The 25,681-nt window shown below is 65.1% G+C and carries 24 protein-coding genes; 16 read left to right on the top strand and 8 right to left on the bottom strand.

The genetic code is table 11. The annotated features are described in order from the left end of the window. The first annotated feature begins 11 nt into the window (after positions 1-11). From paaA to AO684_RS08670, 8 genes are all read left to right on the top strand, one after another. A complete protein-coding gene (paaA, locus tag AO684_RS08705; protein WP_054302364.1) occupies positions 12-1,010 on the top strand; it encodes a 1,2-phenylacetyl-CoA epoxidase subunit PaaA in 999 nt (332 codons plus the stop codon). 58 nt (positions 1,011-1,068) lie between these two features. Continuing rightward, complete coding sequence (gene paaB, locus AO684_RS08700) at positions 1,069-1,353, top strand: 1,2-phenylacetyl-CoA epoxidase subunit PaaB (protein WP_054302363.1); 285 nt, start codon at positions 1,069-1,071, stop codon at positions 1,351-1,353. After that, positions 1,353-2,120 carry a 1,2-phenylacetyl-CoA epoxidase subunit PaaC gene (gene paaC, locus AO684_RS08695; protein WP_054302362.1) on the top strand — a complete coding sequence of 256 codons (768 nt, stop codon included), beginning with the start codon at positions 1,353-1,355 and terminating at the stop codon, positions 2,118-2,120. Before paaB ends, paaC begins: the two co-directional genes overlap by 1 nt. 5 nt (positions 2,121-2,125) lie before the next feature. Further along, a complete protein-coding gene (gene paaD / locus AO684_RS08690) occupies positions 2,126-2,653 on the top strand; it encodes a 1,2-phenylacetyl-CoA epoxidase subunit PaaD (RefSeq protein WP_054302361.1) in 528 nt (175 codons plus the stop codon). Between the two features lie 33 nt (positions 2,654-2,686). After that, positions 2,687-3,763, top strand: a complete 1,077-nt coding sequence (gene paaE, locus AO684_RS08685) for a 1,2-phenylacetyl-CoA epoxidase subunit PaaE (protein ID WP_054302360.1) — start codon at positions 2,687-2,689, stop codon at positions 3,761-3,763. 8 nt (positions 3,764-3,771) lie between these two features. Then, positions 3,772-4,524: a Phenylacetic acid catabolic protein gene (locus AO684_RS08680; protein ID WP_054302359.1), complete on the top strand. Its 753-nt coding sequence runs from the start codon at positions 3,772-3,774 to the stop codon at positions 4,522-4,524. Positions 4,525-4,593: 69 nt separating this feature from the next. Next, positions 4,594-6,645, top strand: a complete 2,052-nt coding sequence (gene paaZ / locus AO684_RS08675) for a phenylacetic acid degradation bifunctional protein PaaZ (RefSeq protein ID WP_054302358.1) — start codon at positions 4,594-4,596, stop codon at positions 6,643-6,645. Further along, a complete protein-coding gene (locus tag AO684_RS08670; protein ID WP_054302357.1) occupies positions 6,642-7,256 on the top strand; it encodes a transferase hexapeptide repeat family protein in 615 nt (204 codons plus the stop codon). Before paaZ ends, AO684_RS08670 begins: the two co-directional genes overlap by 4 nt. 238 nt (positions 7,257-7,494) lie before the next feature. On the opposite strand, the gene AO684_RS08665 is transcribed toward AO684_RS08670, so the two are convergent. From AO684_RS08665 to paaG, 6 genes are all read right to left on the bottom strand, one after another. Continuing rightward, positions 7,495-8,472 carry a formylglycine-generating enzyme family protein gene (locus tag AO684_RS08665; RefSeq protein WP_054302356.1) on the bottom strand — a complete coding sequence of 326 codons (978 nt, stop codon included), beginning with the start codon at positions 8,470-8,472 and terminating at the stop codon, positions 7,495-7,497. Next, positions 8,472-8,792 carry a hypothetical protein gene (locus AO684_RS08660; protein WP_054302355.1) on the bottom strand — a complete coding sequence of 107 codons (321 nt, stop codon included), beginning with the start codon at positions 8,790-8,792 and terminating at the stop codon, positions 8,472-8,474. Before AO684_RS08660 ends, AO684_RS08665 begins: the two co-directional genes overlap by 1 nt. 104 nt (positions 8,793-8,896) lie before the next feature. Then, positions 8,897-9,496, bottom strand: coding sequence for a TetR/AcrR family transcriptional regulator (locus AO684_RS08655; protein ID WP_054302354.1), 600 nt, complete (start codon positions 9,494-9,496; stop codon positions 8,897-8,899). 104 nt (positions 9,497-9,600) lie between these two features. Then, complete coding sequence (gene paaK / locus AO684_RS08650) at positions 9,601-10,911, bottom strand: phenylacetate--CoA ligase PaaK (RefSeq protein WP_054302353.1); 1,311 nt, start codon at positions 10,909-10,911, stop codon at positions 9,601-9,603. A gap of 29 nt (positions 10,912-10,940) precedes the next feature. Continuing rightward, complete coding sequence (gene paaI / locus AO684_RS08645) at positions 10,941-11,372, bottom strand: hydroxyphenylacetyl-CoA thioesterase PaaI (RefSeq protein WP_200907799.1); 432 nt, start codon at positions 11,370-11,372, stop codon at positions 10,941-10,943. A gap of 14 nt (positions 11,373-11,386) precedes the next feature. After that, positions 11,387-12,181, bottom strand: a complete 795-nt coding sequence (paaG, locus tag AO684_RS08640; protein WP_054302351.1) for a 2-(1,2-epoxy-1,2-dihydrophenyl)acetyl-CoA isomerase PaaG — start codon at positions 12,179-12,181, stop codon at positions 11,387-11,389. 101 nt (positions 12,182-12,282) lie between these two features. On the opposite strand from paaG, the gene paaN reads away from it, so the two are divergent. The 7 genes from paaN to AO684_RS08605 all read left to right on the top strand — a co-directional run bounded on the left by paaN (position 12,283) and on the right by AO684_RS08605 (position 20,441). Further along, a complete protein-coding gene (gene paaN / locus AO684_RS08635; protein ID WP_054302350.1) occupies positions 12,283-13,935 on the top strand; it encodes a phenylacetic acid degradation protein PaaN in 1,653 nt (550 codons plus the stop codon). A gap of 33 nt (positions 13,936-13,968) precedes the next feature. Continuing rightward, positions 13,969-15,108: an ABC transporter substrate-binding protein gene (locus AO684_RS08630; RefSeq protein ID WP_054302349.1), complete on the top strand. Its 1,140-nt coding sequence runs from the start codon at positions 13,969-13,971 to the stop codon at positions 15,106-15,108. A 93-nt stretch (positions 15,109-15,201) separates the two neighbouring features. Further along, positions 15,202-16,074, top strand: a complete 873-nt coding sequence (locus AO684_RS08625; protein ID WP_054302348.1) for a branched-chain amino acid ABC transporter permease — start codon at positions 15,202-15,204, stop codon at positions 16,072-16,074. A 4-nt stretch (positions 16,075-16,078) separates the two neighbouring features. Then, on the top strand, positions 16,079-17,035 hold the full coding sequence (locus AO684_RS08620) for a branched-chain amino acid ABC transporter permease (RefSeq protein WP_054302347.1): 957 nt from the start codon (positions 16,079-16,081) through the stop codon (positions 17,033-17,035). Then, positions 17,032-17,808 carry an ABC transporter ATP-binding protein gene (locus AO684_RS08615; RefSeq protein ID WP_054302346.1) on the top strand — a complete coding sequence of 259 codons (777 nt, stop codon included), beginning with the start codon at positions 17,032-17,034 and terminating at the stop codon, positions 17,806-17,808. The genes AO684_RS08620 and AO684_RS08615 overlap by 4 nt, the downstream gene beginning before the upstream one ends. Continuing rightward, positions 17,795-18,496, top strand: a complete 702-nt coding sequence (locus tag AO684_RS08610) for an ABC transporter ATP-binding protein (RefSeq protein ID WP_054302345.1) — start codon at positions 17,795-17,797, stop codon at positions 18,494-18,496. Before AO684_RS08615 ends, AO684_RS08610 begins: the two co-directional genes overlap by 14 nt. A 1-nt stretch (position 18,497) precedes the next feature. Continuing rightward, a complete protein-coding gene (locus AO684_RS08605; protein WP_054302344.1) occupies positions 18,498-20,441 on the top strand; it encodes a 3-hydroxyacyl-CoA dehydrogenase NAD-binding domain-containing protein in 1,944 nt (647 codons plus the stop codon). A 7-nt stretch (positions 20,442-20,448) separates the two neighbouring features. On the opposite strand, the gene AO684_RS08600 is transcribed toward AO684_RS08605, so the two are convergent. Then, positions 20,449-23,319 (bottom strand): PAS domain-containing protein, encoded by a 2,871-nt coding sequence (locus AO684_RS08600; RefSeq protein WP_152968386.1) that lies wholly within the window; start codon positions 23,317-23,319, stop codon positions 20,449-20,451. Between the two features lie 90 nt (positions 23,320-23,409). Beyond that, positions 23,410-24,327, bottom strand: a complete 918-nt coding sequence (locus AO684_RS08595; protein ID WP_054302342.1) for a LysR family transcriptional regulator — start codon at positions 24,325-24,327, stop codon at positions 23,410-23,412. Positions 24,328-24,427: 100 nt separating this feature from the next. Here AO684_RS08595 and AO684_RS08590 point away from each other — a divergent pair, with 100 nt between their 5' ends. Then, positions 24,428-25,636, top strand: a complete 1,209-nt coding sequence (locus AO684_RS08590) for an acyl-CoA dehydrogenase (RefSeq protein ID WP_054302341.1) — start codon at positions 24,428-24,430, stop codon at positions 25,634-25,636. Positions 25,637-25,681: the final 45 nt, after the last annotated feature.

Below are 25,681 nucleotides of genomic sequence, written 5' to 3'. Positions count from 1 at the left end.
GGGACCGGCCCATGTATGCACAGATGGTGAAATCCGAGGGGATGAAATCCCGCGAGGACATGACGCCCGAGGAAATCGCGTTTCAGGAACGCATTGACCGGGGCGAGAAGATCGAGCCGAAGGAATGGATGCCGGAAGGCTATCGCAAGACGCTGATCCGCCAGATCGGCCAGCACGCGCATTCCGAGATCGTCGGCCAGTTGCCGGAGGGCAACTGGATCACCCGCGCGCCCACGCTGGAACGCAAGGCGATCCTGCTGGCCAAGGTGCAGGACGAGGCGGGGCACGGCCTTTACCTCTACAGCGCCGCTGAAACGCTGGGCGTCAGCCGCGACGAGCTGCTGGACGCGCTGCATGCCGGGAAGATGAAATATTCCTCGATCTTCAACTATCCGACGCTGAACTGGGCTGACATCGGCGCGGTGGGCTGGCTGGTCGATGGCGCGGCGATCATGAACCAGGTGCCGCTGCAACGTACCTCTTACGGCCCCTACAGCCGTGCGATGATCCGCATCTGCAAGGAGGAAAGCTTCCACCAACGGCAGGGCTACGACATCATGATGAAGATGGCGGCGGGCACCCCGGAACAGAAGGAAATGGCGCAGGATGCGCTCAACCGCTTCTGGTATCCGGCGCTGATGATGTTTGGCCCGTCCGACAAGGACTCGGTTCATTCTGCGCAGTCGATGGCGTGGAAGATCAAGATCAACACCAACGATGAACTGCGCCAGAAGTTCGTTGATCAGACCGTGCCGCAGGCGCATTACCTTGGCCTGACTGTCCCCGACGAGGGGCTGAAATGGAACGAGGAAAAGGGCGGTTGGGATTTCAGCGAACCGGACTGGAGCGAGTTCTTCGCGGTCATCGCCGGCAACGGCCCGTGCAATACCGAACGCCTGGAGGCCCGCGTGACCGCCTGGGAGGACGGCGCCTGGTTCCGTGACGGGCTGATGGCGCATGCGAAGAAGGCCGATGCCCGCCGCGCCGCCGCGCGCATGGCCGCCGAATAATCATCGAACAGGGGGGCGCCTGCCCCCCAAGCCAGACACCCATCACCGGGAGGAACCCATGTCCAGCGAATGGCCCCTTTGGGAAGTTTTCATCCGTGGCCAGCACGGTCTCAACCATCGTCACGTCGGCAGCCTGCATGCGCCGGATGCCGAAATGGCGATCCGCAATGCGCGCGACGTCTATACCCGCCGCAACGAGGGCGTCTCGATCTGGGTGGTGAAGTCGAATGACATCACCGCCTCCAGCCCCTCGGACAAGGGGCCGCTGTTCGAGCCGTCGAATTCCAAGGTCTATCGTCATCCGACCTTCTTCGACATTCCGCCGGAAGTGGGGCATATGTGATGGGCAGCGCAGTCAATCAGGCCGCCTTCTTCGAATGGCTTTGCCGGATCGGCGACAATTGCCTGATCCTTGGCCACCGGGTTTCGGAATGGTGCGGGCATTCGCCGGTTCTGGAGGAAGACATCGCGCTGGCCAATCAGGCGCTTGACCTGATCGGGCAGACGCAGTTCTGGCTTGGCCTCGCGGCCGAGGTGGAGGGCAAGGGCCGCACTGCCGATCAGCTTGCCTATCTGCGTGACGCGGCGGCCTTCCGCAACGTGCTGCTGGTCGAACGTCCGAACGGCGATTTCGGCAATACGCTGATGCGGCAGTTCCTGTTCGACGCCTGGCATATCGAATTGCTGCGCGCCTTGGAGAAATCCTCCGACGCCCGCGTGGCGGAGATCGCCGCCAAGGCGGTGAAGGAAGTGGCCTATCATCTGGAACGCTCTGCCGATCTGGTGATCCGTCTGGGGGACGGCACCGAGGAAAGCCGCGCGCGGATGCAGAAGGCGCTGGATACGCTTTACCCCTATACGGGGGAGCTGTTCATGGCCGATGCCTCGGATGAGGCCGTGGTCGCCGCCGGGATCGCCCCGGCACCGGCCAGCCTGAAGGCGGCATGGGATGCGACGGTTTCGCAAGTGCTGGCTGAATCCACGCTGACCCATCCGGGCGAGACCTATCAGCATAAGGGCGGCCGCAAAGGCGTTCATTCCGAACACCTTGGCTATATCCTGGCCGAAATGCAGTTCCTGCAACGCGCCTATCCCGGCGCGACCTGGTAAGCGCGATGCGGGGGGGGGAGGAACGCCCGAGTGTCGCGGAAATCCGAGGCTGGCTGTCGGAAGTGCCGGACCCGGAAATCCCGGTGATCAGCCTGACCGATCTGGGCATCATCCGCGATGTGGCCTGGCAGGGCGAGACGCTGGTTGTCACCGTGACGCCCACCTATTCGGGCTGCCCGGCGACCGGGGTCATCAACCTCGACATCGAAAAGGCGCTGCGCGACCGGGGCATCACCGATCTGCGGCTGGAGCGGCAGTTGTCGCCGCCCTGGACGACCGACTGGATCACAGCCGAGGGGCGCGAGAAGCTGCGCGCCTATGGCATCGCCCCCCCGATCGACGGCACCGCCGCCGATGGGCGGCTGGCGGGGCGGATCGCGCGGCTTTCGGGCACGTCGAACCTGACCATCGCCTGCCCGCGCTGCGGCTCTACCCAGACCCGCAAGGTCAGCCAGTTCGGCTCGACCCCCTGCAAGGCCAGCTATGTCTGCAACGACTGTCTGGAACCCTTCGACTATTTCAAATGCATCTGACGATGCGCCCGACCCAATAGGCAGGAGCCCATCATGGCACGCTTCCACTCCCTGAAGGTCACCGAGGTCCGCCGCGAGACGCGCGACGCCGTGGTGGTGACCCTCGCCCCGCGCGACGAGGACCGCGCGCTGTTCGACTTTACCCAAGGCCAGTATCTGACCTTCCGCCGCGATTTCGACGGCGAGGAACTGCGCCGCAGCTATTCCATCTGCGCCGGCAAGGATGAGGGCGTGCTGCGCGTCGGCATCAAGCGCGTCGATGGCGGCGCCTTCAGCACATGGGCGAACGAGAACCTCGCCCCTGGCGACGAGCTTGAGGCCATGCCGCCGATGGGCAAGTTCTTTACTGCGCTCGAACCCGAGGCGGCGAAACACTACCTTGGCTTTGCAGGTGGTTCGGGCATCACGCCGCTTCTGTCGATCATCAAGACCGTACTGGCGCGCGAACCTGCCAGCCGGTTCACGCTGGTCTATGCCAACCGCCAGATCAGCACGATCATGTTCCGCGAAGAGCTTGAGGATCTGAAGAACCTCTATCTTGGCCGCCTCTCGGTTCTGCATGTGTTGGAAGCCGAGGCGCAGGACATCGACCTGTTCACCGGCCGGGTGGATGGCGAGAAGATGAAAGCGCTGTTCGAGCACTGGATCGACGCGAAATCGGTGGATACCGCCTTTATCTGCGGCCCTGAGCCGATGATGCTGGCTATCGCCGCCAGCTTGCGCGACCATGGGCTGAGCGACAGCCAGATCAAGTTTGAACTGTTCGCCAGCGGCCAGCCGGGCCGGGCGCGTGCCAAGGCCGTTTCCAAGGTCGCGGTGACGCCGGGCAGCGGCACGCAGGCCACCGTCACGCTCGACGGCGCGACCCGTAGCTTCGAGATGCCGCGCGGGGGGCAGTCGATACTGGATGCCGCTATCGCCGCGCAGATGGACGCGCCCTATTCGTGCAAGGCGGGCGTCTGTTCGACCTGCCGCTGCAAGGTGCTGGAGGGCGAGGTGGAAATGGCCGTGAACCACGCGCTTGAAGATTACGAGGTCCGCGCGGGCTATGTGCTGTCCTGCCAGGCGATCCCGCTCAGCGACCGTGTGGTCGTGACCTATGACGAATGAGGTCTGAAATGTCCGACACGATGAATATCGAAGACTATCTGGCGCAGGGCGGTGTTCTGACCGCGCCCGGCAACGTGCCCGCCCGCTATCGGGGCGAGCTGATGCGGCTGATGGGGTCGTTCGTCGACAGCGAACTGGCCGGGTCGGCGGGCTTTGCCGCCTCGATCAACTTTGCGCCCGGCATCAAGGAACGCATCAGTGCCAGCCGGATCACGCTGGAAAAGGCCGATCATGCGGAGCGCGTGCTGGACGTGATGGGCAGCTTCGGCACCGATACCAAACGCTATCAGGGCCAGCATGACTGGGCCGCCCGTGTGGGTCGCGACGCCGATCTGGGCGCGGCGCGGCAGGCGGGCGACATGCGCCTGTCGGTGTTCCATTACCCGATCACCGGCTGGGCGGATGCGGTGGCGATGAACGTGCTGATGGGCCTTGCTACCGGTGTGCAGATGACCGAACTGACCCGCGTCTCTTACGCGCCGCTGGCCGAGGTCTTCCGCGAGATCGCCCCGCGCGAGGCGCGTCACACTGAGCTGGGGCTGGAGGGGCTGGAGCGTATCGCCGCAGCGGATGCGGGCCGTTCTGACGCCAAGGCCGCCATCGCCTATTGGCGCCCGCGTGTCGCCGCAACCTTCGGCGTCGCAGGTTCCGGCCGCTATGATACGCTGCGCAAATTCGGCCTGCGCCATAGCCCGAACGAGGCCCTGCTGTCCCGCTGGGAGGCGCTGGTGGCCGAGAAGCTGGCCCCGCTGGGCCTCTGACACGCTACCTGCGGGCGCGGTGGAACAGGGCCGCGCCCGTTGATGAACGACAAATCTGAAGGAAACGCCATGACCGCCGCGCCGCGCCGTCTTGAAAGCTATCTCTGTGGCCACTGGATGGCCGGGCAGGCCGAGGGGCAGACGCTGCTCGATGCCGCCACCGGGGCGCCGGTGGCGATGATCGATTCCACCGGGCTCGATTTCGCCGGCGCGCTGGATTACGGCCGCCGCGTGGCCGGCCCGCGCCTGCGGGCCATGTCCTTCCACGACCGCGCCGGGATGCTCAAGGCGCTGGGCCTGAAGCTGATGGAATGGAAGGAGGAGTTCTATACCGAGAGCTTCCGCACCGGCGCCACCCGCGCTGATGGCTGGATCGACATCGAAGGTGGTATCGGCACGATGCTGACCTTCGCGTCGAAAGGCCGCCGCGAATTGCCGAACACCCGCGTGCTGACCGATGGTGAGGTGGAGGTGCTGTCGAAGGATGGCAGCTTTGTCGCGCAACACATCCTGACGCCGCTGACCGGCGTTGCGGTGCATATCAACGCCTTCAACTTCCCCATCTGGGGGATGCTGGAAAAGATCGCGCCCACGCTGCTGGCCGGTGTGCCCTGCATCGTGAAACCCGCCAGCCAGACCGCCTATCTGACCGAGTTGATGGTGCGCCGCATCGTCGAAACCGGCATCCTGCCCGACGGCGCGCTGCAACTCGTCTGCGGCTCGGTCGGCGATCTCCTGGATCATGTGACGGGGCAGGACGCCGTCACCTTCACCGGCTCGGCCTGGACCGGGCGCAAGTTGAAATCGCACAAGGCGATTGTCGAAAACTCGGTCCGCTTCACTATGGAGGCCGACAGCCTGAACGCCTCGATTCTTGGTCCCGATGCCGGGCCGGGCACGCCGGAATTTGACCTGTTCGTCAAGGAAGTTGCGCGCGAGATGACGGCGAAGGCCGGGCAGAAATGCACCGCCATCCGCCGCGTCATCGCCCCCCGCGCCCATGTTCAGGCCTTGGTGGAGGCGCTGCGGGACCGGCTGGGCAAGACCCTGCCGGGTCTGCCGGGGGATGAGGCCACCCGCATGGGCGCACTGGCGAGCCTCGACCAGCGCGACGAGGTCCGCGCCCGCATCCGCGACCTGCAAGCCGATGCCGAGATCGTGGCTGGAAACCCCGACGATGTGCGCGTCGCCTCGGGCGATGCGACGCAGGGCGCCTTCCTGAACCCGGTTCTGATGTATTGCGACCGCCCCTTCACTGCCACGGCGGTGCATGATGTGGAGGCCTTCGGGCCCGTTTCCACCGTCATGCCCTATGACGACCCGGCCGAGGCGGCGGAGCTGGCCGCGATGGGCAAGGGCTCGCTGGTCTCCTCGGTCTTTACCGATGATCCGAAAGTGGCCGAGGAGGTGGTGCTGGGCCTTGCCCCGTTCCATGGCCGCGTGCTGATCGGCAACCGCGCTTCGGCGAAAACCTCCACCGGGCATGGCTCGCCGCTGGCGCCGCTGGTCCATGGCGGCCCCGGTCGCGCTGGCGGTGGCGAGGAGATGGGCGGCATTCGCGGCGTCAAGCATTACATGCAGCGCACCGCCGTGCAGGGCAGTCCGCGCCTTCTGTCGGCGGTGACGGGCCGCTGGATCGAAGGCGCGCCGGTCACCCATGACATCCATCCTTTCCGCAAATCGCTGGCTGAGTTGAAAATCGGCGACCAGCTCGTTACCGAGAAACGCGAGGTGACACTGGAGGATGTGGAGCATTTCGCCCATTTCACCGGCGATACCTTCTATGCCCATATGGACGAGGCCGCCGCCAAGGCAAACCCGTTCTTTGACGATCGCGTGGCGCATGGCTATCTGATCGCGAGTTTCGCGGCGGGGCTGTTCGTGGAACCGAACCCCGGCCCGGTTCTGGCCAATTACGGCGTCGATAACCTGCGTTTCCTGACCCCGGTCTATTTCGGCGACACGCTGCAAGTGCGGCTGACCTGCAAGGAGATCAACCCGCGTGCCAATGCCGAACATGGCGAGGTGCGCTGGGATTGCCAGGTGACCAACCAGAACGGCGCGGTGGTGGCGCAATATGACGTGCTGACCATGGTCGCGAAGCACTGGCCCGCCGCATGAGCCGCGTCTACGCCTATGACGGCGTCGTGCCGGTGATCGACCCCATGGCCTTTGTCCATCCCGAGGCGGTGGTCATCGGCGATGTGATCATCGGCCCGGCGGTCTACGTCGGCCCTGGCGCCGTGCTGCGCGGCGATTTCGGCCGCATCGTGCTGGAGCGTGGATGCAACGTGCAGGAAACCTGCGTGGTGCATTCCTTCCCCGGCAAGGATGTTGTGGTCGAAGAAAGCGGCCATATCGGCCATGGCGCGGTGCTGCATGGCTGCCAGATCGGCAGGAACGCCATGGTGGGCATGAATGCCGTGGTGATGGATGAGGCGGTGGTGGGCGAAAACACCATCATCGCCGCCATGGCCTTCGTGAAGGCGGGCGCACAGATCCCGCCCAACAGCCTTGCTGTCGGCTCGCCGGCCAAGGTGGTACGGGAACTCAGCCCCGAAGAAATCGCCTGGAAGCGGCAGGGCACCGGCGTCTATCAGCGCCTCGCGTTGGAGGCCCGCGACAAGCTCCGCCCTGCAGTGGCGCTGACCGAAGCGGAACCCGACCGCCGCCGCACCACCGCACCGGAATATGATCCGCTGGAGCTCGCCCGCGCGGGGTTCGAGAGGTAGGGCGATCCGCCGCCTGAGGCGCACGCTGTTCGTGCGGACGGTGGCTCGGCCAACTGGCCCGGCCAAAATGTGAGATAGCGATGTCGCGCTGCCATGCCTCGCTATTGGCTGCGCCCCTCTTGCTTTCAGCCTGTGTCGCGGATGGAAGCGATGTGCGTGACTCGACATGTGGCGAGGGTGAGGGGTGTTGCTTTCGCCCAAGGCGCGGAGCGATCAGCCCTGAGCAGCAATGGCGTTGCTACCGCGCTTCGGACCGCAATTCCCGGACGACGCGAAATCCGTAAGACGGCAAGGTGAAATCTTCAGAACCAAAGCGGCGGTGTGCCGGGCGCAGGCTGTCCATTGAAGTCTGATAGGAGCCCCCTTTTTCCACGCGGCGGCAGGTGGTGGTTGCGCGTGCCTGCGCCAGATAGGCGCTGTCGCTGGACAGGCCCAGATGTTCCGGCGTCCAGCAGGACAAGGTGTATTCAAAGACGTTCCCGGACATATGCCGCAGCCCCCAGCGGTTTGCCGCGTCCAGTTCATCGACGGTGACGGGGCCGTTCGGATCGCGCAGCTCGGGCATCGGGTGGCCAAGGATGTTCTCGGTTCCTAGCCGCGAGAAATTCGCCTGATCCGATGTCAGCGCATCGCCCTGTGCGAAGGGTGTCTCGGTGCCCGCCCGTGCAGCATATTCCCATTCCGCCTCGGTCGGCAGCCGGTAGACCGTCTGTCCGACCTTCCGGTTCAGCCAGTCCACATAGGTCTGCGCATCTTGCCACGAGATATTGATGACGGGATGCCGCGGCCCGAGGCGGATATAGCCGTTGATCGTGACGACCCGATGATCAGGAACACGGCTGCATCCGCCATCGTCGACACATTCCATCCACTCGGCATGGGTGGTTTCGTTCCGCGCCATGGCGAAGGGAACATCCATCTCGACCCGGTGGCGCGGATGTTCGGCGGGCAGGATGTTCACCTCGCCCGGTTTCCTGCGCCCGAACTGGTCTTTCGCTTTGTCGTAATAGAACGGGTTGCGGGATTCTCCCGGGATCGCCCCCATTATAAAGTTGCCGGGCGGCATGACGATCATTTCGGGACAGGCATCACATTCGCGGAATATCGAGAGCGGAGTAAGGGACGCGCCCGAAGCCTCTGCCAGCGCACCGGAGGGGATCAGTACCGCAAGCGAGAGTGCCGTCACGATCAGGCGCCGACGGCAGGCGGGTGGCATCACTTGCATCTGGTCTCAAGCGTCAGAGCCATGGTCGCGATCTGCTTCTTGACGCGGCTCTGGTTCGGCAGACGCTCGATCGCCGACATGTTGTTGACGCCCCTGTACCAGGAGTCGAAAAGCAAAGCTGTGATGTCGTCGTCAAGTGTCGCTTCGGCAAGGCGGTGGGCACAGAGGCACTTGCGCTGATCCATGCCATTCGCGCGGCCCTCCCTGATCATCTTTTTGCAGATCTCAGCGCCCGACGGGGCTGCGGCGGCAGGGCCGACCGAGAGAAGGATCGCGGCCAGGGTCGCGGTGGCGCGGAGGATGCGTCGCATGGGTTGAAATCCTTCAAGGTAATGCGCGCGGAAATTGCCACACGCATCTTGGAAGGGCAATTGAAAACCCATGATTGCCAGGTGATGCCCAGAAGGGCGGTGCTTCACCGCACCGCCTTGATGCCTTCGAGGATCAGTGTCGTCGCTAAGTCGGCGTAATCGTCGCGGCTGATGCGGCCGCCTTCCTTGAACCACATGTAGACCCAGTTCATCATGCCAAACAGCGACATGGTAACGGGCATCAGCAGCGGGCGGTCACTGCTGTCGAGGTCCGGGTTGATCTGACGCAGCACGGTGGAAAAGCGTTTGACGATGCGGCGCTCGACGCCGGTGATTTCGGCCTTCTGGTCATCAGACAGGGCGGCGGCGGCATTGAGCTGCACCTTGTGCTGATTGTCGGCACCGCGATAGTTTTCCAGCACGGCCCCCACCAGTTGCCGCAGGCGGTCGGCCGGGGGCAGGGTGGGGTCGTCGGCCTCTTCCGTGGCGGTCTCCAGCCCCTCCAGATGCGTCATGATGATCGCGAAGATCAGCGCATCCTTGCTGGGGTAGTAATGATACAGCAGCGCCTTAGACACCTGCGCATGCGCGGCGATCTGGGACATGGAGGCTTTCTCCATCCCCTGTTCGGCAAAGACGGCGGCGGCATTTTCCAGAATGCCACGTTGCTTTTCTTCGAAATCTGTCGCTCTGGTCCGAGCCATATTCTCGCTTTCCTGCCATTCTGGCCGAAAAAAGGGGGCAGGGCCCCCGTTTCTGCTTTAGCGGCAAGTCGCGGCCGAGTCACCCCGGCCGCGGAAATTCACCGTCATTCCTTGGGGCGGTTGTCGATCACGCGCTTGGCCTTGCCTTCCGACCGGGCCACCGCATTCGGGTCACGCACTTCGATTTTGGTCGAGACGCCGACGACCGACTTGATGTGATGCGCCAGTTCCTTGGCCGACTTCGCGCGGGCGTCCTCGGCTGTCATGTCGGGGGTGCATTCAACGTGGACGGTCATGTTGTCCATCCGGCCCGAGCGGGTCAGTTCGATCTGGAAATGCGGGGCGAGGCCCTTGCACTTCAGGATCTGCTCTTCGATCTGGGTCGGGAAGACGTTGACGCCGCGCAGGATGATCATGTCGTCGCTGCGGCCGGTGATCTTTTCGATCCGGCGCATGGAACGGGCAGTGCCGGGCAGCAGGCGGGTCAGGTCGCGGGTGCGGTAACGCACCATCGGCAGACCTTCCTTGGTCAGCGTGGTGAATACCAGTTCGCCCATCTCGCCGTCGGGCAGCACCTCGCCCGTCACCGGGTCGATGATTTCCGGGTAGAAATGGTCTTCCCAGATGTGCAGCCCGTCCTTGGTTTCCACGCATTCCTGCGCGACGCCCGGCCCCATGACCTCGGACAGGCCGTAGATGTCGACCGCGTGCATGTCGAAAGCCTGTTCGATTTCCTCGCGCATGGCGTTGGTCCAGGGTTCGGCCCCGAAGATGCCGACTTTCAGCGAGGATTCGCGGGGGTCGAGGCCCTGACGGCGGAACTCATCAAGGATCGACAGCATGTAGCTCGGCGTCACCATGATGATGCGCGGCTTGAAGTCGTTGATCAGCGTGACCTGCCGTTCGGTCATCCCGCCCGAGATCGGCACCACAGTGCAGCCCAGCCGTTCCGCGCCGTAATGCGCGCCCAGACCGCCGGTGAACAGACCGTAGCCATAGGCATTGTGCAGGATGTCGCCCGGACGCCCGCCCGCAGCCCGGATGGACCGCGCGATGAGGTTCGCCCAATGGTCGATATCGGCGGCGGTATAGCCCACCACGGTCGGTTTGCCGGTGGTGCCGGACGAGCCGTGGATGCGCACCAGTTTCGTCTGTGGCACGGCGAACATGCCGAAGGGATAGGTGTCGCGCAGATCCTGCTTGGTGGTGAACGGGAACTTCGCCAGGTCCTTCAGCGACTTCAGCTCCTCGGGGTGCACGTCGTGCTCGATGAAGCGGTTGCGGTAGAAGGGCGAGTTTTCATAGGCGTGTTTCAGCGACCGCTTCATGCGGTGGAATTGCAGCGCCTCGATTTCATCGCGCGAGGCGTATTCGATCGGGTCCAGATCCTGCTTGCGCGGCGTCAGGTCTTCCATGGTGTCCTCCCTTGGAAATGCGGGTCCGGTCAGGCTTCGACCGGCAGATGGCTGCCCTTCACGACTCGCGAATGACCGCGGAATTCCGCGATAGGCTGGCCGTGCTGGTTGGTGATGCGGATGTCGTAGATGCCGGACCGGCCCTGACGTGACAGCTCGGTCGCAGTGGCGACAAGGCGGTCGCCGATGCGGGCGGGGGCGATATAGGTGATCGAGCAGTGCTGGCCAACCACCACCTGATTGTGGCTGTTGCAGGCGAAGGCAAAGGCGCTGTCGCCCAGCGTGAAGATGAAGCCGCCGTGGCAATTGCCGTGGCCGTTCGACATGGCATCGGTCACGGTCATCGCAAGGGTCGCCTCGCCGGGGGCGATGTGTTCCAATTCCATCCCCAGCCGCTGCGAAGTGCTGTCATTGTTCCACATCGCATCGGCGCAGGCGCGCGCGATGTCCTGCGCGGTCATTTCGGCCATGTCCTTCATTCCCCCCTGAACTCCGGCTTGCGCTTTTCGAGGAAGGCGGTCACGCCCTCGGCATAATCGGCGCTGCGGCCCGCGATCTGCTGGCAATCGCGCTCCATGTCCAGTTGCTCGTCAAGGCTGTTGCTGCCCGCAGCCTGTATCAGCCGCTTGGTCATGCCAAGGCCCAGCGTCGGCCCGGCGGCAAGCGATTGCGCCAGCGCAGTCGCCTCGGCGAGCAGATCGGCGTCCTCCACCGCTTTCCAGATCAGGCCCCAGTCGGCGGCCTTTTCGGCCATAAGCGGTTCCGCTGTCAGGGCCAGCGCCTTGGCGCGCGCCTCGCCCAGAAGGCGGGTCAGGCTCCATGTACCGCCGGCATCGGGAACAAGGCCGATCTTGGCGAAAGCCTGGATGAATTTCGCGGATTTTGCCGCCAGAACGATGTCGCAGGCAAAGGCGATATTGGCACCAGCCCCGGCGGCGACGCCGTTCACCGCGCAGATCACCGGCTTTTCAAGGCTGCGGATCAGGCGCAGATTCGGGTTGTAGAAAGTGTCCAGCGTATAGCCCAGATCGGGGGCAGGGCCGCCCTTGCGCGGGTCGCGGTTGCCCAGATCCTGCCCGGCGCAGAAGCCACGCCCGGCGCCGGTCAGCAGAACGGCCCGCACCTCCGCATCGTCATGCGCCCGCTGGAAGCCCGTGCGCAGCGCAAGGTGCATCTCTTCGTTGAACGAGTTCAGCTTGTCGGGGCGGTTCAGCGTCAGCGTCAGCACGCCGTCGGCCAGAGTGGCCTGAACGGTATCGGATTGGGTCATCGCTCTCTCCCTTGCCCCGAAATCATGGGGCCCTCGAAAATTCATGTTGCATAAACCGACCGGCCGGTCAATGATAAAGCGCAGCCTGGGAGGAGGATGCCATGACCGCCCTGTTCGATCGCCACCGCGAGATGCTGGACGATGCCGTGAAGGCCGTCCAGAGCCGTGCCTTCTGGACCCCGTTCCCCGAGGTGCCCAGCGGTAAAATCTATGGGGAAACTGCGAAAACGGATGGCGAGGCCGCCTATGCTGCGTTGCTGGGGCAGCCCTTCGCGCTGCCCGGTCATCCCGAATCGCGTCGGGCGGGGGCCGAGGTTTCGCCCTTTGGTGGCGCCTTGGGAATCACCTATCCGGCGGCGGACGTGCCTGCCCTGATTGCCGCCGCTGAAGCGGCCGCCCCGGCGCTGGCCGAGGCGGGGCCGGAGGCGCGGGTGGGGATCTGTCTGGAAATCCTGACCCGGCTGAATCGGATCAGTTTTCTTCTGGGCAATGCCACCATGCACACCACCGGGCAGGCCTTCGCCATGGCGTTTCAGGCGGGCGGCCCCCATGCGCAGGATCGCGGGCTGGAGGCGGTCGCTGTCGCCTGGTCCGAGATGACGCGCTTCGCCCGTGATGCGATCTGGGAAAAACCGCAGGGCAAGGCCGCGCCCTTGGTGCTGGAGAAACACTGGACGCTGGTGCCGCGCGGGCTGGCGCTGACCATCGGCTGCAACACCTTCCCGACGTGGAATTCCTATCCCGGCATCTTCGCCAGCCTCGCCACCGGCAATCCGGTGATCGTGAAGCCGCATCCCGGCGCCATCCTGCCGCTGGCGCTGACCGTGCGCGTAGCGCGCGAGGTTCTGGCCGAGGCGGGTCTGCCCGCTGACGCCGTGCTTCTTGCGGTGGATGAACCGGGGGCCGAGGTCACGAAAGCATTGGCCAGCGATCCGGCGATCCGGCTGATCGACTATACCGGGTCGGCCACTTTCGGCGGCTGGCTGCGCGACAATGCCCGGCAGGCGCAACTGTTCACCGAGGAAACCGGGGTGAACAGCATCACCCTCGCCGCGACGGATGATTACGCGGGCATGTGCGCCAACCTCGCCTTCTCGCTGTCGCTTTATTCCGGGCAGATGTGCACGGCGCCGCAGAACATCTATATTCCCAGAGGTGGGATCGACACCGACGAGGGGCATAAGAGCTTTGACGCGGTAGCGGCGGCGTTGGCCGGGGCCATTGACGATCTGCTGGCCGATCCGGCCCGCGCGGCGGGCGTCTCCGGCGCGCTGGCCAATCCGGCCACCGCCGCCCGGCTGGAAGGTCTGCGCGGGCAGGGCAGGGTGGTGCGCGACAGCGCGGGCGAAGGCCGCCTGCGCTCGCCCCTGCTGCTGGCGGTCGAGGATGGCCAGCCCGGCCCGCAGGACGGCGAATGCTTCGGCCCTGTCGCCTTCCTGATCGCGGTCGCGGATGCCGATGCGGGCATCACGGCGGCGGCGGAGATCGCCCGCCGCAAGGGTGCCATCACCGCCGCGCTTTACGACACCGATGAGCCGCGCATCGCCCGTGCGATCCGGGCTTTCGCAGACGCGGGGGTGAATCTGTCGATCAACCTGACCGGCAATATCTTCGTCAATCAATCCGCCGCTTTCAGTGACTTCCATGTCACCGGCGGCAATCCGGCGGGCAATGCCAGCCTGACCGACACCGCCTTTGTCGCCAGCCGCTTCACCCGCGTGATGTGGCGCCGCCCCCTGCGGCAGGCGACCTGACCGTTTTCTCGTTTCTTTGGGAGGAGGAACCCCATGAACAGACTGACCACCACCGCAATCGCCACCCTGATGGCGCTGGGCCTTGCCCCGGCGGCGCAGGCCGAAATCAAGATCGGTGCCACGCTATCGGCCACCGGCCCGGCCTCTTTCCTGGGCGATCCCGAGGCCAAGACGCTGGAAATGCTCGTCGAGGAAGTGAATGCCGCAGGCGGCATCAACGGCGAGATGCTGGAACTCGTGATGTATGACGACGGCGGCGACCCGAACAAGGCGCGCACCTTCGCCACCCGCCTCGTCGAAGATGATGAGGTTGCCGCGATCATCGGCGGCACCACCACCGGCACCACCATGTCGATCATCCCGGTGGCGGAAGATGCGGAAATCCCGTTCATCTCGCTGGCAGGTGCGGTGGACATCATTGACCCGGTGAAAGCCTGGGTGTTCAAGACCCCGCACACTGACCGCATGGCCTGCCAGAAGATCTTCGAGGACATGCAGAAGCGCGGCGTGACCAAGATCGGCATGATCTCGGGCACCGACGGCTTCGGCGCCTCGATGCAGGCGCAGTGCAAGGGCGTGGTGGGGGATTACGGCATCGAGATCGTGGCAGATGAAACCTACGATCCCAAAGACGCCGACATGACGCCGCAACTGACCAACATCAAGAACACCGCTGGTATTCAGGCCGTGCTGAACCCCGGCTTCGGTCAGGGTCCGTCCATCGTGACGCGCAACTACAAGCAGCTTGCCGTCGGCCTGCCGCTGTATCAGTCGCATGGTGTGGCCTCGAAAGGCTTCATCGACCTCGCGGGCGTGGAAGCGGCTGAAGGCGTGCGCCTGCCTGCCGCTGCACTTCTGGTGGCCGACATCCTGCCCGACAGCGATCCGCAGAAAGCGGTCGTGACCGCCTATCGCGACGGGTTCGAGAAGAAGACCGGCACCCCGGTTTCGACCTTCGGCGGCCACGCCTATGACGCGTTCATGATCCTGAAAGGCGCGCTGGAAAAGGCGGGGGCCGAGCCTGCCGCGATCCGTGATGCCATCGAAGGCACCACCGGCTATGTCGGCACCGGCGGTATCGTGAACATGACGGCAGAAGACCACCTTGGTCTCGACCTGACCGCGTTCAAGATGCTGGAAATCAAGAACGGCGACTGGACCATCGTGGAGTGATCCAGCGTCGGGCATCCCTCGACTGACTTTCATTGACGGGACGGGGCGGTCTTTGGCCGCCCCGCGATCCCTGCCAGCCGGAGAGCCTCCTGCATGTCGGAACTATTGCAATTCCTCTTTTCCGGGGTGACGGTCGGCGCGGTCTATGCGCTTGTCGCGCTGGGCTTCACGATCATCTACAACGCCTCTGATGTCGTTAACTTCGCCCAGGGCGAGTTTGTCATGCTGGGTGGCATGGCCACGGTTTTCGCCCATGCCGCAGGGCTGCCGCTGCCGCTGGCGGCGCTGGTCGCCATCGTCGGCACCGCTGCCGTGGGGGTGGCGCTGAACCGGCTGGCCATCGAACCCGCACGCGGCGCGCCGGTCGTGTCGCTGATCATCATTACCATCGGCGCCTCGATCTTCATTCGCGGTGCGGCGCAACTGGTGTTCGACAAGCAGATCCACACCTTCCCGGCCTTTTCGGGTGACGATCCGATCCGCATTCTGGGCGCGACGATCCTGCCGCAAAGCCTGTGGGTCATCGCGGGGGCGGTGCTGGTTTTCGTGGCGCTCTGGCTGTTCTTCACCCGAACGCTCCTGGGGCGGGCAGTGCTGGCGACCTCGAACAACCGGCTGGCGGCGCAGCTTGTGGGCATCAACACCAATTTCGTGATGACGCTTTCCTTTGCGCTGTCGGCGGGCATCGGGGCCCTGGCAGGTGTTCTGGTGACGCCGATCACGCTGACCTCGTATGACGTCGGCCTGACGCTGGCCCTGAAGGGCTTTGCCGCCGCCATGCTGGGCGGCATGGGCAACCCTAAGGGCGCGCTGGCGGGCGGGCTGCTGCTGGGCCTCCTGGAGGCGATGACGGCGGGCTACCTGAGTTCGCAATACAAGGATGCGGCGGCTTTCGTGGTCATCCTCGCGGTGCTGTTCCTGATGCCGCAGGGACTGTTCGGCCGCAAATCCACGGATCGGGTGTGACGCCATGAAACTGACCCCGAAAACCGCAACCCTTCTGGTGCTGGCCGCGCTTGTGGCGATCACTCCGTTCTTCTTCCCCTCGGGTTACTATTACCGCGTGGGCGCCCTGATCTTCGTCAATGGCCTTGCCGTGACCGGCATCGTGATCCTGACTGGCTATGCCGGACAGGTGAGCCTTGGCCACGCCGGGTTCGCCGGGATCGGCGGCTATGCCTGCGCGCTGGCGCCGGTGCATCTGGGCCTGCCGCCCGCGCTGGCCGTGGTGCTGGGCGCCGTGATTTCCGCCGCTCTGGCCTGGCTGGTGGGGCGGCCTATCCTGCGGCTGAAAGGCTATTACCTGGGTGTTGCCTCGCTGGGCATGGGCATCCTGATTTCCATGGTGCTGAACAACGAACGCTGGCTGACGCGCGGCCCTGACGGGATCGACGTGCCCGACCTCGGCCTGCGCGGCGTGCTGAAGGACTGGGGCCTGAACCTGTCGAACGGCGAGTTCTGGTATTTCTTCAGCGGCATCGTGATGATCCTCGGCGCATGGGCCGCGCTGAACCTGCATCAAAGCCCGACCGGCCGCGCCCTGCGTGCGCTGCACGGGTCAGAAATCGCCGCCCGGACCGTGGGCGTGGATGTCAGCCGCCTGAAGCTCCAGGCCTTCGTGATCTCGGCGGTCTATGCCTCCGTTTCCGGCTCGCTGCTGGCCCTGCAAAACAAGTTCATCACCCCCGATGTCGCGGGCTTCATGCACTCGATCGAGATGGTGACCATGGCGGTTCTGGGCGGCGCGGGTTCGGTGCTGGGCGCGATCTTCGGCGCGGGCATCCTGACGCTGCTGCCGCAGGTTCTGACCGTCTTCGCCGAATACGAACAGATGGTGCTGGGTCTGGTGATGATGCTGGTGATGATCTTCCTGCGGGAGGGGCTTCTGCCTTCGATCCTGCGCAAGCTGCGGGGGACCGGGGAATGAGCCTTCTTGACATCAAGGGTCTTGGCATCACCTTCGGTGGCCTGCGCGCGGTGAACGAGGTCAGCTTTTCGGTCAATCCCGGTGAGATCGTCTCGGTCATCGGGCCGAACGGGGCGGGGAAGACCACGCTGTTCAACATGATTTCGGGCGTCTATCTGCCCGGCGCGGGACAGGTGGTGCTGAACGGCGAGGATGTGACGGGCATGCGCCCCGATCTTCTGGCCCGGCGCGGCATGAGTCGGACCTTCCAGAACCTGCAAATCTTTCAAAGCATGACGGTGCTGGAAAATGCGATTTCCGGCTATCACCTGCAGGAACGCGGGCCGGTGCTGGCCGATCTTCTGGGCCTGCCTTCGTCGCGGCGGCGCTCTAAGGCAGCCGAGGAAGGCGCGCGGGCGCTGCTGGCGCGGGTGGGGCTCGAACGCGCTGCCGAACGCGAGGCGGGGAACCTGTCTTACGGCGCGCTGAAACGGCTGGAGATTGCGCGCGCGCTGGCGCTGAACCCCAAGGTTCTGTTGCTGGACGAACCCGCCGCAGGCTGCAATGCCGTGGAAACCGAGGAGATCGACCACCTGATCGCGGAGGTCGCCAAATCCGGCGTGGCGATCCTGCTGGTGGAGCATGACATGAAGATGGTCATGCGGATTTCCAGTCACATCGTGGTGCTGGACCATGGCGAGAAGATCGCCGAGGGCGACCCGGCCACGGTCAGCCGCGACCCGGCGGTGATCGCGGCCTATCTGGGAACGGAGGCCGAGAATGCTGACGGTTGAGGGGCTGCGCTCGCGTTACGGGCGCATCGAGGTGCTGCATGGCATCGACCTGCATGTGGACAGCGGCGAGATCGTCACCGTGGTCGGCGCCAATGGCGCGGGCAAGACGACGCTTCTGCGCTGCCTGTCGGGCGTGCAGCCGGTCACGGGCGGCAGCATCACCTTTCGCGGTGAGGCGCTGACGCCGGTTCCGGCCTACAAGCGGCTGCGGCGCGGTCTCGCGCAATCGCCCGAGGGGCGGCAGATCTTCACCAACCTGACGGTGGAGGAAAACCTGCGGCTTGGCGCCTTCCTGTTCTCGGATGACCGGGTGGAAAAGGACATGGAAGATGCCTTCCAGATGTTCCCGATCCTGAAGGAAAAGCGCAATCTGGCGGCGGGCGGCCTGTCGGGCGGCCAGCAACAGATGCTTGCCATGGCGCGGGCGCTGATGGGGCGGCCGTCCTGCCTGCTGCTGGATGAACCCTCGATGGGTCTGGCGCCCATTGTCGTGCAGCAGATCTTTGACGTGGTGAAGGGTCTGAAGGCGCTGAACGTCACTGTCCTGCTGGTCGAACAGAATGCCTTCGGTGCCTTGAAGATTGCGGATCGTGGCTATGTGATGGAAACAGGGCATATCACCATGAGCGGGACGGCGGCCGAGCTGATCGCCGATCCGCGCATCCGCGAAGCCTATCTGGGGATCTGAGATGAGCGTTGTAAGCATCGAACGCGAGGGCGAAATCGCCGTCGTCACCGTGGACAATCCGCCAGTCAACGCGCTGGGTCAGGCGCTGCGGCAGGGGCTGTGGGATGCGGTGGCCACGCTGGACGCCGACCCGGATGTGCGGGCGGTGGTGCTGATCTGCGCGGGCCGCACCTTCATCGCCGGGGCCGATGTGCGCGAATTCGGCAAGCCGCCGGTCGAGCCGCATCTGCCCGATGTGGTGAACCGGATCGAGGGTGCGGTGAAGCCCTGGGTCGCCGCCATTCATGGCAGCGCGCTGGGCGGCGGGTTCGAGGTGGCACTGGGCTGCCGCTTCCGGGTGGCACTGGATGGTGCTTCGGTCGGCCTGCCCGAAGTGGGGCTGGGCATCGTGCCGGGGGCTTCCGGCACGGTGCGCACACCGCGCGTGGCAGGGGCTGCGGCGGCGGTGGATCTGGTGACGACCGGCAAGCCGGTGAAGGCCGCGAAGGCGCAGGCGATGGGGCTGGTTGATGCGGTGCTGTCCGGCGATCTGCGCGAAGGCGCCATCGCCTTCGCACGAGCCGCGCTGGAGGCCCCGCTGTCGCTGCCCGCCTCGGAACGTCCTGTCACGGATCCGGGGGCGGCGTTCTGGGCCGAACAGCAGGCGGCGGTTGCCAGGCGGGCGAAGGGCGAGGCCGCCCCGCTGCGCGCGCTTGCCTGCGTGCAGAAGGCGGTTCAGGCGCCCTTTGCTGAAGCGCTGGCCTTTGAACGCGCGACCTTTCTTGACCTGCGCGGCTCTGATCAGGCTGCCGCGCTGCGCCATGTGTTTTTCGCCGAACGTGCCGCGCCGCGACCGGCGCATCTGGGCGAGGCCAAGCCCTTGCCCCTGCGCAATGCCGGGGTGATCGGCGGTGGGACCATGGGGGCGGGTATCGCCGCAGCACTGCGCGATGCGGGCCTTCCGGTCGTGCTGATCGAGCGCGATGCCGAGGCGCTGGCGCGCGGGCTTACCAACCTGCAAACCATCTTCGATGGCGGGGTCAAACGCGGCAAGCTGACGCCCGAACAGGCGGCGGCGCGTGTGGCGGGCGTCAGCGGCGCCACCGATTACGCTGCGCTTGCCGACACCGATCTGGTGATCGAGGCGGTATTCGAGGAGATCGGCGTGAAACGCGCGGTCTTTGCCGACCTTGCCCGCCATTGCCGGGCCGATGCGGTGCTGGCGACCAATACCTCCTACCTCGATCCGCGCGCGATTGCCGAAGGGCTTGCGAACCCCGGTCGCTTCATCGGGCTGCATTTCTTCAGCCCGGCCAATGTGATGAAACTGCTGGAAATCGTGCCGACACCCGAGACCGCGCCGGAAACGCTGGCCACCGGCTTTGCGCTGGCGCGGGCGCTGGGCAAGATTCCGGTGCAGGCGGGCATCTGCGAGGGCTTCATCGGCAACCGCATCCTCAAACGCTATCGCGCTGCCGCCGAAGCGCTGGTGCGGCAGGGCGTGGCGATTGCCGAAGTTGATGCGGCCATGCGCGGCTTTGGTTTTGCCATGGGGCCTTTCGAGGCGCAGGATCTGGGCGGGCTCGACATTGCCTTCCTGCAACGCGAGGGCGCGCGGGCGGCAGGGCAGGACGTGCCGGAAACGCTCGGCGATCTGCTGGTGCGTGCGGGTCGCAAGGGGCAGAAAACCGGCGGTGGCTGGTATGATTATGCGCCGGGCGACCGCAAGCCGCAGGCATCGGCCAGGGTGGCCGAGGTGCTGGCGGTTGCCATCACCGCGGGACCGGCGCTGGATCGTGCGGCCATTGCCGAACGGCTTGTCGGTGAGATGGCCGCCGAGGGGGAGGCGATCCTTGCGGAGGGTATCGCGCTCAGCCCGTCCGACATCGACCTTGTGGAAATCCATGGCTACGGCTTCCCGCGCTGGCGTGGCGGGCCGATGCACTACACCGCCCGCAAGGGCTGATGAACCTTCAGGGGCGGGGCGCTGCATCCCCATGCAGCGCCTCGTGCAGCCGCAGCCCGAGGTCGCGGCGCCGGTAGGGCTTCGACAGGAGCCTTGCGCCGGAAACGAGACTGCCGCGCCGCAGGATCGCATTTTCCGAATAGCCCGAGGTGAACAGGATCTTCAGCCCCGGAAAATCGGCCAGCACACGTTCGGCCAGCACCAGCCCGTTCATCTCACCCGGCATCACCACATCGGTGAACAGCAGGCTCACATCCCCGGCAGCGCGGATCGCCTCCAGCGCAGCGGCGCCATCCGCGACAGCGGTGACGCGATAGCCGAGGCTTTCGACCAGCCTCGCCACATGCGGGCGAAGCGCGGGATCATCCTCGGCCACGACCACATGCTGACCGGCCCCCATGGGAATGGCCTCTGCCGGGTCTGCGAGCGAGCCGACATGGGCCTCTGATCCCTGGCGACTGCGCGGCAGATACAGCCGGACGGTGGTGCCCTGTCCCGCCTCACTGTAAAGCGTCACATGGCCGCCCGACTGGCTGACGAAACCATGCACCATCGACAGGCCAAGCCCGGAGCCGCGCCCGACGGGCTTGGTGGTAAAGAAGGGGTCGAAAGCCCGCGCCGCGACGTCCGGCAGCATGCCTGTGCCGGAATCGGTGATCGACAGCCGCAGAAACTCGCCCGTCCGCGCGTCGGGATTGGCGGCGGCATAGCTGCTGTCCACCACGCAGTTTTCGGCCTCGATGACGAGATCGCCGCCGTCGGGCATCGCATCGCCGGCATTGACAGCAAGGTTCAGAAGCGCGGTCTGCAATTGCGTCGGATCTGCCTCGACCGGCCAGAGGTCGTCGGGTGTGACGACCGAAAGCCTGATATAGGCGGGCAGGGTACGGCTCAGCATGCAGCGCAATTCGGTCAGAACGCTGGCGCTGGCCAGTGCGCGTGGGGCAAGCGGCTGACGGCGGGCAAAGGCCAGCAGGCTGTGCACCAGTTCTGCGCCGCGTTCGGCGGCCTGCACGACCTGCGCTGCCGGGGCCTGCGTTTCGGCATCCTCAGCCGTATCCGCCAGCAGTTCGGCATTGGCCAGAATGACCGACAGCAGGTTGTTGAAATCATGCGCCACCCCGCCGGTCAGCTTGCCCAGGGCCTCCAGCCGCTGCGCCTGTTGCAGCTTGGCGGCAAGCTCCACCTCATCGGTGATATCCTCGATTGCCCCCACGATACGAAAGGCCTCGCCCTCGTCATCGCGCAGAGCCAGCGCACGGTCGCGGACATGGGCATAGCTGCCGTCCGAGCGGCGCAGCCTGTATTCGGCGCGCCAGTCCTCGCGCCGTCCGGCGATGAAAGTGCGGAACTGGCGCAGAACCTGCGGCGCATCCTCGGGATGCAGCGACTGTGTCCAGATACCGGGCGACGGCTGCTCGCCTTCCCATTCGGCGCCGAAGATCGCCACCGCGCCTTCGCTGTAAAGTACGGTGCCCGCGCGCAGGTCAATTTCATACACGACATCGGAGGCCAGCCGCAGCACCGCGCGCAGGCGTTCCCCCTCTTCGCGCAGGCGCGTGACATCGACGATGGAGCCGATCAGCCGGTGCAACCGGCCATCCGGGCGGCGCTGGGCCAGCGCGCGGTCGATGACATGCGCCACCGATCCGTCACCCCGGATCACCCGGTAGGCATATTCCCAGCGGTCATCCCCGCGCGTGATCGCCGTATCGCGGAGATGCAGGATACGGGGCAGATCGTCAGGGTGGATCGCCGCGCGCCAGCTGCCCGGACCGGATGCCGGGGCAAACGGGTCCAGCCCGAAGGTGCGGCTGTAGCTTTCGCTGCGCCAGGTGCGGCCGGTCTCCGGCTCCCAGGAATAGATCACATCCTGCGAAGCCTCGGCCGCGAGACGAAAGCGTTCCTGCCCCTCGCGCAGCGCAGTCATGTCGACCATCGAGCCGACGCTGCGCAGTGCGCGACCGTCGGCATCGCGCAGGAACCGTGCGCGGTCGACGACCCAGACATAGCTACCGTCGGCGCGGGCAAACCGGTATTCCTCGGTCCAGTGGTCATCGGTTCCTGTTCGGGCCGCTTCAAAGCGTTCGCGCAGGCGTGGCGCATCCTCGGGGTGCACGCGCGACATCCACCAGTCTGTCTTTTCGACGCCGGGCACATCGGCATGGCCGTATTGCCGGAACAGCGCGTCACTCCACCAGATCTTGTCTTCGACAAGATCGTGGATGAACAACACATCGGTTGAGGCCGAGGTGGCAAGCTGAAACCGGGCCTCGGCCTTGTGGACGGCGCTGACGTCGATCATCGTGCCGATCATGCGGCGGGCCTGCCCGGCCTCGTCGCGCAACAGGAAACCCCGGTCGATCACATGGGCTGCCGTGCCATCGGCGCGCAGAAAACGATAGGCCTCCTCCCATGTCTCCAGATCGGGGGGGACGGGCGACAGGACGGCGGCGGCGATGCGCGGGCGATCCTCGGGATGGATGCGGCCCAGCCAGTTCTGCACAGTGCCGGGGAAGTGGGTGGTATCATAGCCCATCGCCTTCGTGGCATGGGCAAACCAGTCCAGACGGCCGCTTGTCATGTCCCAGTCGAACATCACATGCCCGGCGGCACGCAAGGCAATGCCCGCGCGGTTCTCATGCCCGCATTGCGCGACAAGGATTGAGCGGCGCCTGTCGTTCAGCCGTAAGGGCAAGGTCCAGCAGGTGATGGCAAGCCGCCTGTTCACCGCCCCGATCACCTCTGCCGCTGTGGCGGGGGGGAAGCCGGGGAACATGTCTTCGGCGGCGGCATTGGGGATGATGGGCCCGTCTGTCGTTTCTGGCAACAGCCAGGCCGGAGCTTCGAGTGCCGCCAGATATGCCAATGCGTCCATGAAGATCGCCCCATTCAACCAGGGCGAGTATCTGCCGATTGTCGTTGAAAGGAAATCCGGTCCGGCAAGGATCTGGCATCCGTGGCGCGTTCACCACGCCAGAAGCTCTTCTGCCGCGCGGCCCGAAACCTCCTGGATCAGCCAGTCGCGGAACGCGACCAGCGGGGGGTAGTTTTCGCCGATGCCGGGCCAGACGAGGTAGTAGCTGCCGACGCTGGGCACCGGCCCGCCCCAGGCCTCGACCAGACGGCCATCGGCCAGTTCCGCCTTGGCCAGAAACTCGGGCAGCAGGGCCACGCCCATGCCGTAGATGGCCGATTGAATCATCGGCGCGAACTGGTCGAACAGCATCCCCAGCGGGATCGAGGCGGATACGCCGTGGTACGAGAACCAGCTGGCCCAGGCATTCGGCCGGGTCTCCAGCTGCAAAAGCGGCAGGCCGATCAGGTCGCGCGGGCTGTCGATGGGGTGGCTGGCCAGAAAGCCCGGCGCGGCGCAGGCGATCATCCTTTCGTCGAAGAGTTTCGCAAAGCCAGCCTCGGGCCAGGTGCGATCCCCGAAATGGATGGCGGCGTCAAAGCCTTCTTCAGCGAAATCGAAGGGCCGCAGCCGGGTGCCAAGGTTGATCGTCACCCCCGGATGTGCCGCCAGAAAGCGCGGCAGCCGCGGCGCCAGCCAGCGCGTGCCGAAGGTCGGTAGGATCGACAGCGCCAGCGTGCCGCCCCCGGTGGTGGATCGCACCCGCATCGAGGCGCGGCTGATCAGGTCCATCGCCTTTGCCACGTCGCGCGCATAGGCCAGCGCATTTTCGGTGGGCACCAGCCGCCGCCCCTCACGCCGGAACAATTGCACGCCAAGCTGTGCTTCAAGGTTCTGCACAAGGCGGCTTACCGCGCCCTGCGTCAGGGCAAGGTCATGGGCGGCGGCAAGGGTCGATCCGGTGCGGATGACGGATTCGAAGGCCATCAGCAGCGAGATCGAGGGCAAAAGGCGGCGAGGGGTGGCCATGTATGCTTTCCATGCATAGGATAACGTCAATCTATCGTTATTCTGTCGGTGAACAATCCCTTATAGACATATCCAACCGCTTCACCCGAAAGGCAAAGACATGGCCCTGAAACCGAAAGACGCCCCCGACCTCGGCCGCTTCGACTGGGAAGATGCTTTCCGTCTGGAAGACCAGCTGACCGAGGACGAGCGCATGCTGCGCGATGCAGCCCGCGCCTATGCGCAGGACAAGCTGCAATCCCGTGTGATCAAGGCCTTCGCCGATGAAGAGACCGATCCGGCCATCTTCCGCGAGATGGGCGAAATGGGCCTTCTGGGCGTGACCGTGCCGGAGGAATACGGCGGGCTTGGCGCCTCCTATGTCTCGTACGGGCTGGTGGCCCGCGAGGTGGAGCGCGTCGATTCGGGCTACCGTTCGATGATGTCGGTTCAGTCGTCGCTGGTGATGTATCCGATCTACGCTTACGGCTCGGAAGAACAGCGCATGAAATACCTGCCGAAACTCGCCTCGGGCGAATATATCGGCTGCTTCGGCCTGACCGAACCCGATGCGGGGTCCGACCCGGCCGGGATGAAGACCGTCGCCCGCAAGACCGCCAATGGCTATGTCCTGAACGGCGCGAAGATGTGGATCTCCAACGCACCCATCGCCGATGTCTTTGTAGTCTGGGCGAAATCCGAGGCGCATGGCGGCAAGATCCGGGGTTTCGTGCTTGAGAAAGGCATGAAAGGTCTCTCGGCACCGAAGATTGGTGGAAAGCTCTCCCTCCGCGCTTCGGTGACCGGCGAGATCGTGATGAAGGATGTCGAGGTCGGCGAAGATGCGCTGCTGCCGGGCGTCGAGGGGCTGAAAGGGCCGTTCGGCTGTCTGAACCGCGCCCGCTATGGCATCTCGTGGGGCGTGCTGGGCGCAGCCGAGTTCTGCCTGTCGGCGGCCCGCCAGTATGGCCTTGACCGCAAGCAGTTCAACAAGCCCATCGCCGGGACGCAGCTTTACCAGCTGAAGCTTGCGAACATGCTGACCGAGATCAGCCTTGGCCTGCAAGCCTCGCTGCGCGTCGGCCGTCTGCTGGACGAGGCCAATGCTGCGCCCGAGATGATTTCCATCGTCAAGCGCAACAACTGCGGCAAGGCACTGGATATCGCCCGCTGGGCCCGCGACATGCACGGCGGCAACGGCATCCAGCAGGAATTCCAGGTCATCCGTCATATGGTGAACCTGGAAACGGTGAACACCTACGAAGGCACCCATGACGTGCATGCCCTGATCCTGGGCCGCGCCGTCACCGGCCTGCAAGCGTTCTTCTGAGACGAAGCCGGGGCGCGCGGCGATCTGCGGCGCGCGCCCCGGCCA

The organism is Gemmobacter sp. LW-1 (assembly GCF_001303875.1).
Lineage (GTDB): Bacteria > Pseudomonadota > Alphaproteobacteria > Rhodobacterales > Rhodobacteraceae > Gemmobacter > Gemmobacter caeni.
This window is presented reverse-complemented; position numbering and strand designations above follow the sequence as displayed.

Excerpts from the sequence above, each read along its gene's own strand:
- paaK (WP_054302353.1), bottom strand. The coding sequence starts at position 10,911 with ATGGAAGACCTGACGCCGCGCAAGCAGGATCTGGACCCGATCGAATAC.
- paaC (WP_054302362.1), top strand. The coding sequence starts at position 1,353 with ATGGGCAGCGCAGTCAATCAGGCCGCCTTCTTCGAATGGCTTTGCCGG.
- paaG (WP_054302351.1), bottom strand. The coding sequence starts at position 12,181 with ATGACCCAATCCGATACCGTTCAGGCCACTCTGGCCGACGGCGTGCTG.
- AO684_RS08605 (WP_054302344.1), top strand. The coding sequence starts at position 18,498 with ATGAGCGTTGTAAGCATCGAACGCGAGGGCGAAATCGCCGTCGTCACC.
- paaZ (WP_054302358.1), top strand. The coding sequence starts at position 4,594 with ATGACCGCCGCGCCGCGCCGTCTTGAAAGCTATCTCTGTGGCCACTGG.
- paaB (WP_054302363.1), top strand. The coding sequence starts at position 1,069 with ATGTCCAGCGAATGGCCCCTTTGGGAAGTTTTCATCCGTGGCCAGCAC.
- AO684_RS08620 (WP_054302347.1), top strand. The coding sequence starts at position 16,079 with ATGAAACTGACCCCGAAAACCGCAACCCTTCTGGTGCTGGCCGCGCTT.
- AO684_RS08615 (WP_054302346.1), top strand. The coding sequence starts at position 17,032 with ATGAGCCTTCTTGACATCAAGGGTCTTGGCATCACCTTCGGTGGCCTG.
- AO684_RS08590 (WP_054302341.1), top strand. The coding sequence starts at position 24,428 with ATGGCCCTGAAACCGAAAGACGCCCCCGACCTCGGCCGCTTCGACTGG.
- AO684_RS08660 (WP_054302355.1), bottom strand. The coding sequence starts at position 8,792 with ATGCGACGCATCCTCCGCGCCACCGCGACCCTGGCCGCGATCCTTCTC.
- AO684_RS08595 (WP_054302342.1), bottom strand. The coding sequence starts at position 24,327 with ATGGCCACCCCTCGCCGCCTTTTGCCCTCGATCTCGCTGCTGATGGCC.
- AO684_RS08670 (WP_054302357.1), top strand. The coding sequence starts at position 6,642 with ATGAGCCGCGTCTACGCCTATGACGGCGTCGTGCCGGTGATCGACCCC.
- paaE (WP_054302360.1), top strand. The coding sequence starts at position 2,687 with ATGGCACGCTTCCACTCCCTGAAGGTCACCGAGGTCCGCCGCGAGACG.
- AO684_RS08680 (WP_054302359.1), top strand. The coding sequence starts at position 3,772 with ATGTCCGACACGATGAATATCGAAGACTATCTGGCGCAGGGCGGTGTT.
- AO684_RS08610 (WP_054302345.1), top strand. The coding sequence starts at position 17,795 with ATGCTGACGGTTGAGGGGCTGCGCTCGCGTTACGGGCGCATCGAGGTG.
- paaA (WP_054302364.1), top strand. The coding sequence starts at position 12 with ATGTATGCACAGATGGTGAAATCCGAGGGGATGAAATCCCGCGAGGAC.
- AO684_RS08665 (WP_054302356.1), bottom strand. The coding sequence starts at position 8,472 with ATGCCACCCGCCTGCCGTCGGCGCCTGATCGTGACGGCACTCTCGCTT.
- AO684_RS08625 (WP_054302348.1), top strand. The coding sequence starts at position 15,202 with ATGTCGGAACTATTGCAATTCCTCTTTTCCGGGGTGACGGTCGGCGCG.
- AO684_RS08655 (WP_054302354.1), bottom strand. The coding sequence starts at position 9,496 with ATGGCTCGGACCAGAGCGACAGATTTCGAAGAAAAGCAACGTGGCATT.
- paaN (WP_054302350.1), top strand. The coding sequence starts at position 12,283 with ATGACCGCCCTGTTCGATCGCCACCGCGAGATGCTGGACGATGCCGTG.
- AO684_RS08630 (WP_054302349.1), top strand. The coding sequence starts at position 13,969 with ATGAACAGACTGACCACCACCGCAATCGCCACCCTGATGGCGCTGGGC.
- AO684_RS08600 (WP_152968386.1), bottom strand. The coding sequence starts at position 23,319 with ATGGACGCATTGGCATATCTGGCGGCACTCGAAGCTCCGGCCTGGCTG.
- paaD (WP_054302361.1), top strand. The coding sequence starts at position 2,126 with ATGCGGGGGGGGGAGGAACGCCCGAGTGTCGCGGAAATCCGAGGCTGG.
- paaI (WP_200907799.1), bottom strand. The coding sequence starts at position 11,372 with ATGACCGCGCAGGACATCGCGCGCGCCTGCGCCGATGCGATGTGGAAC.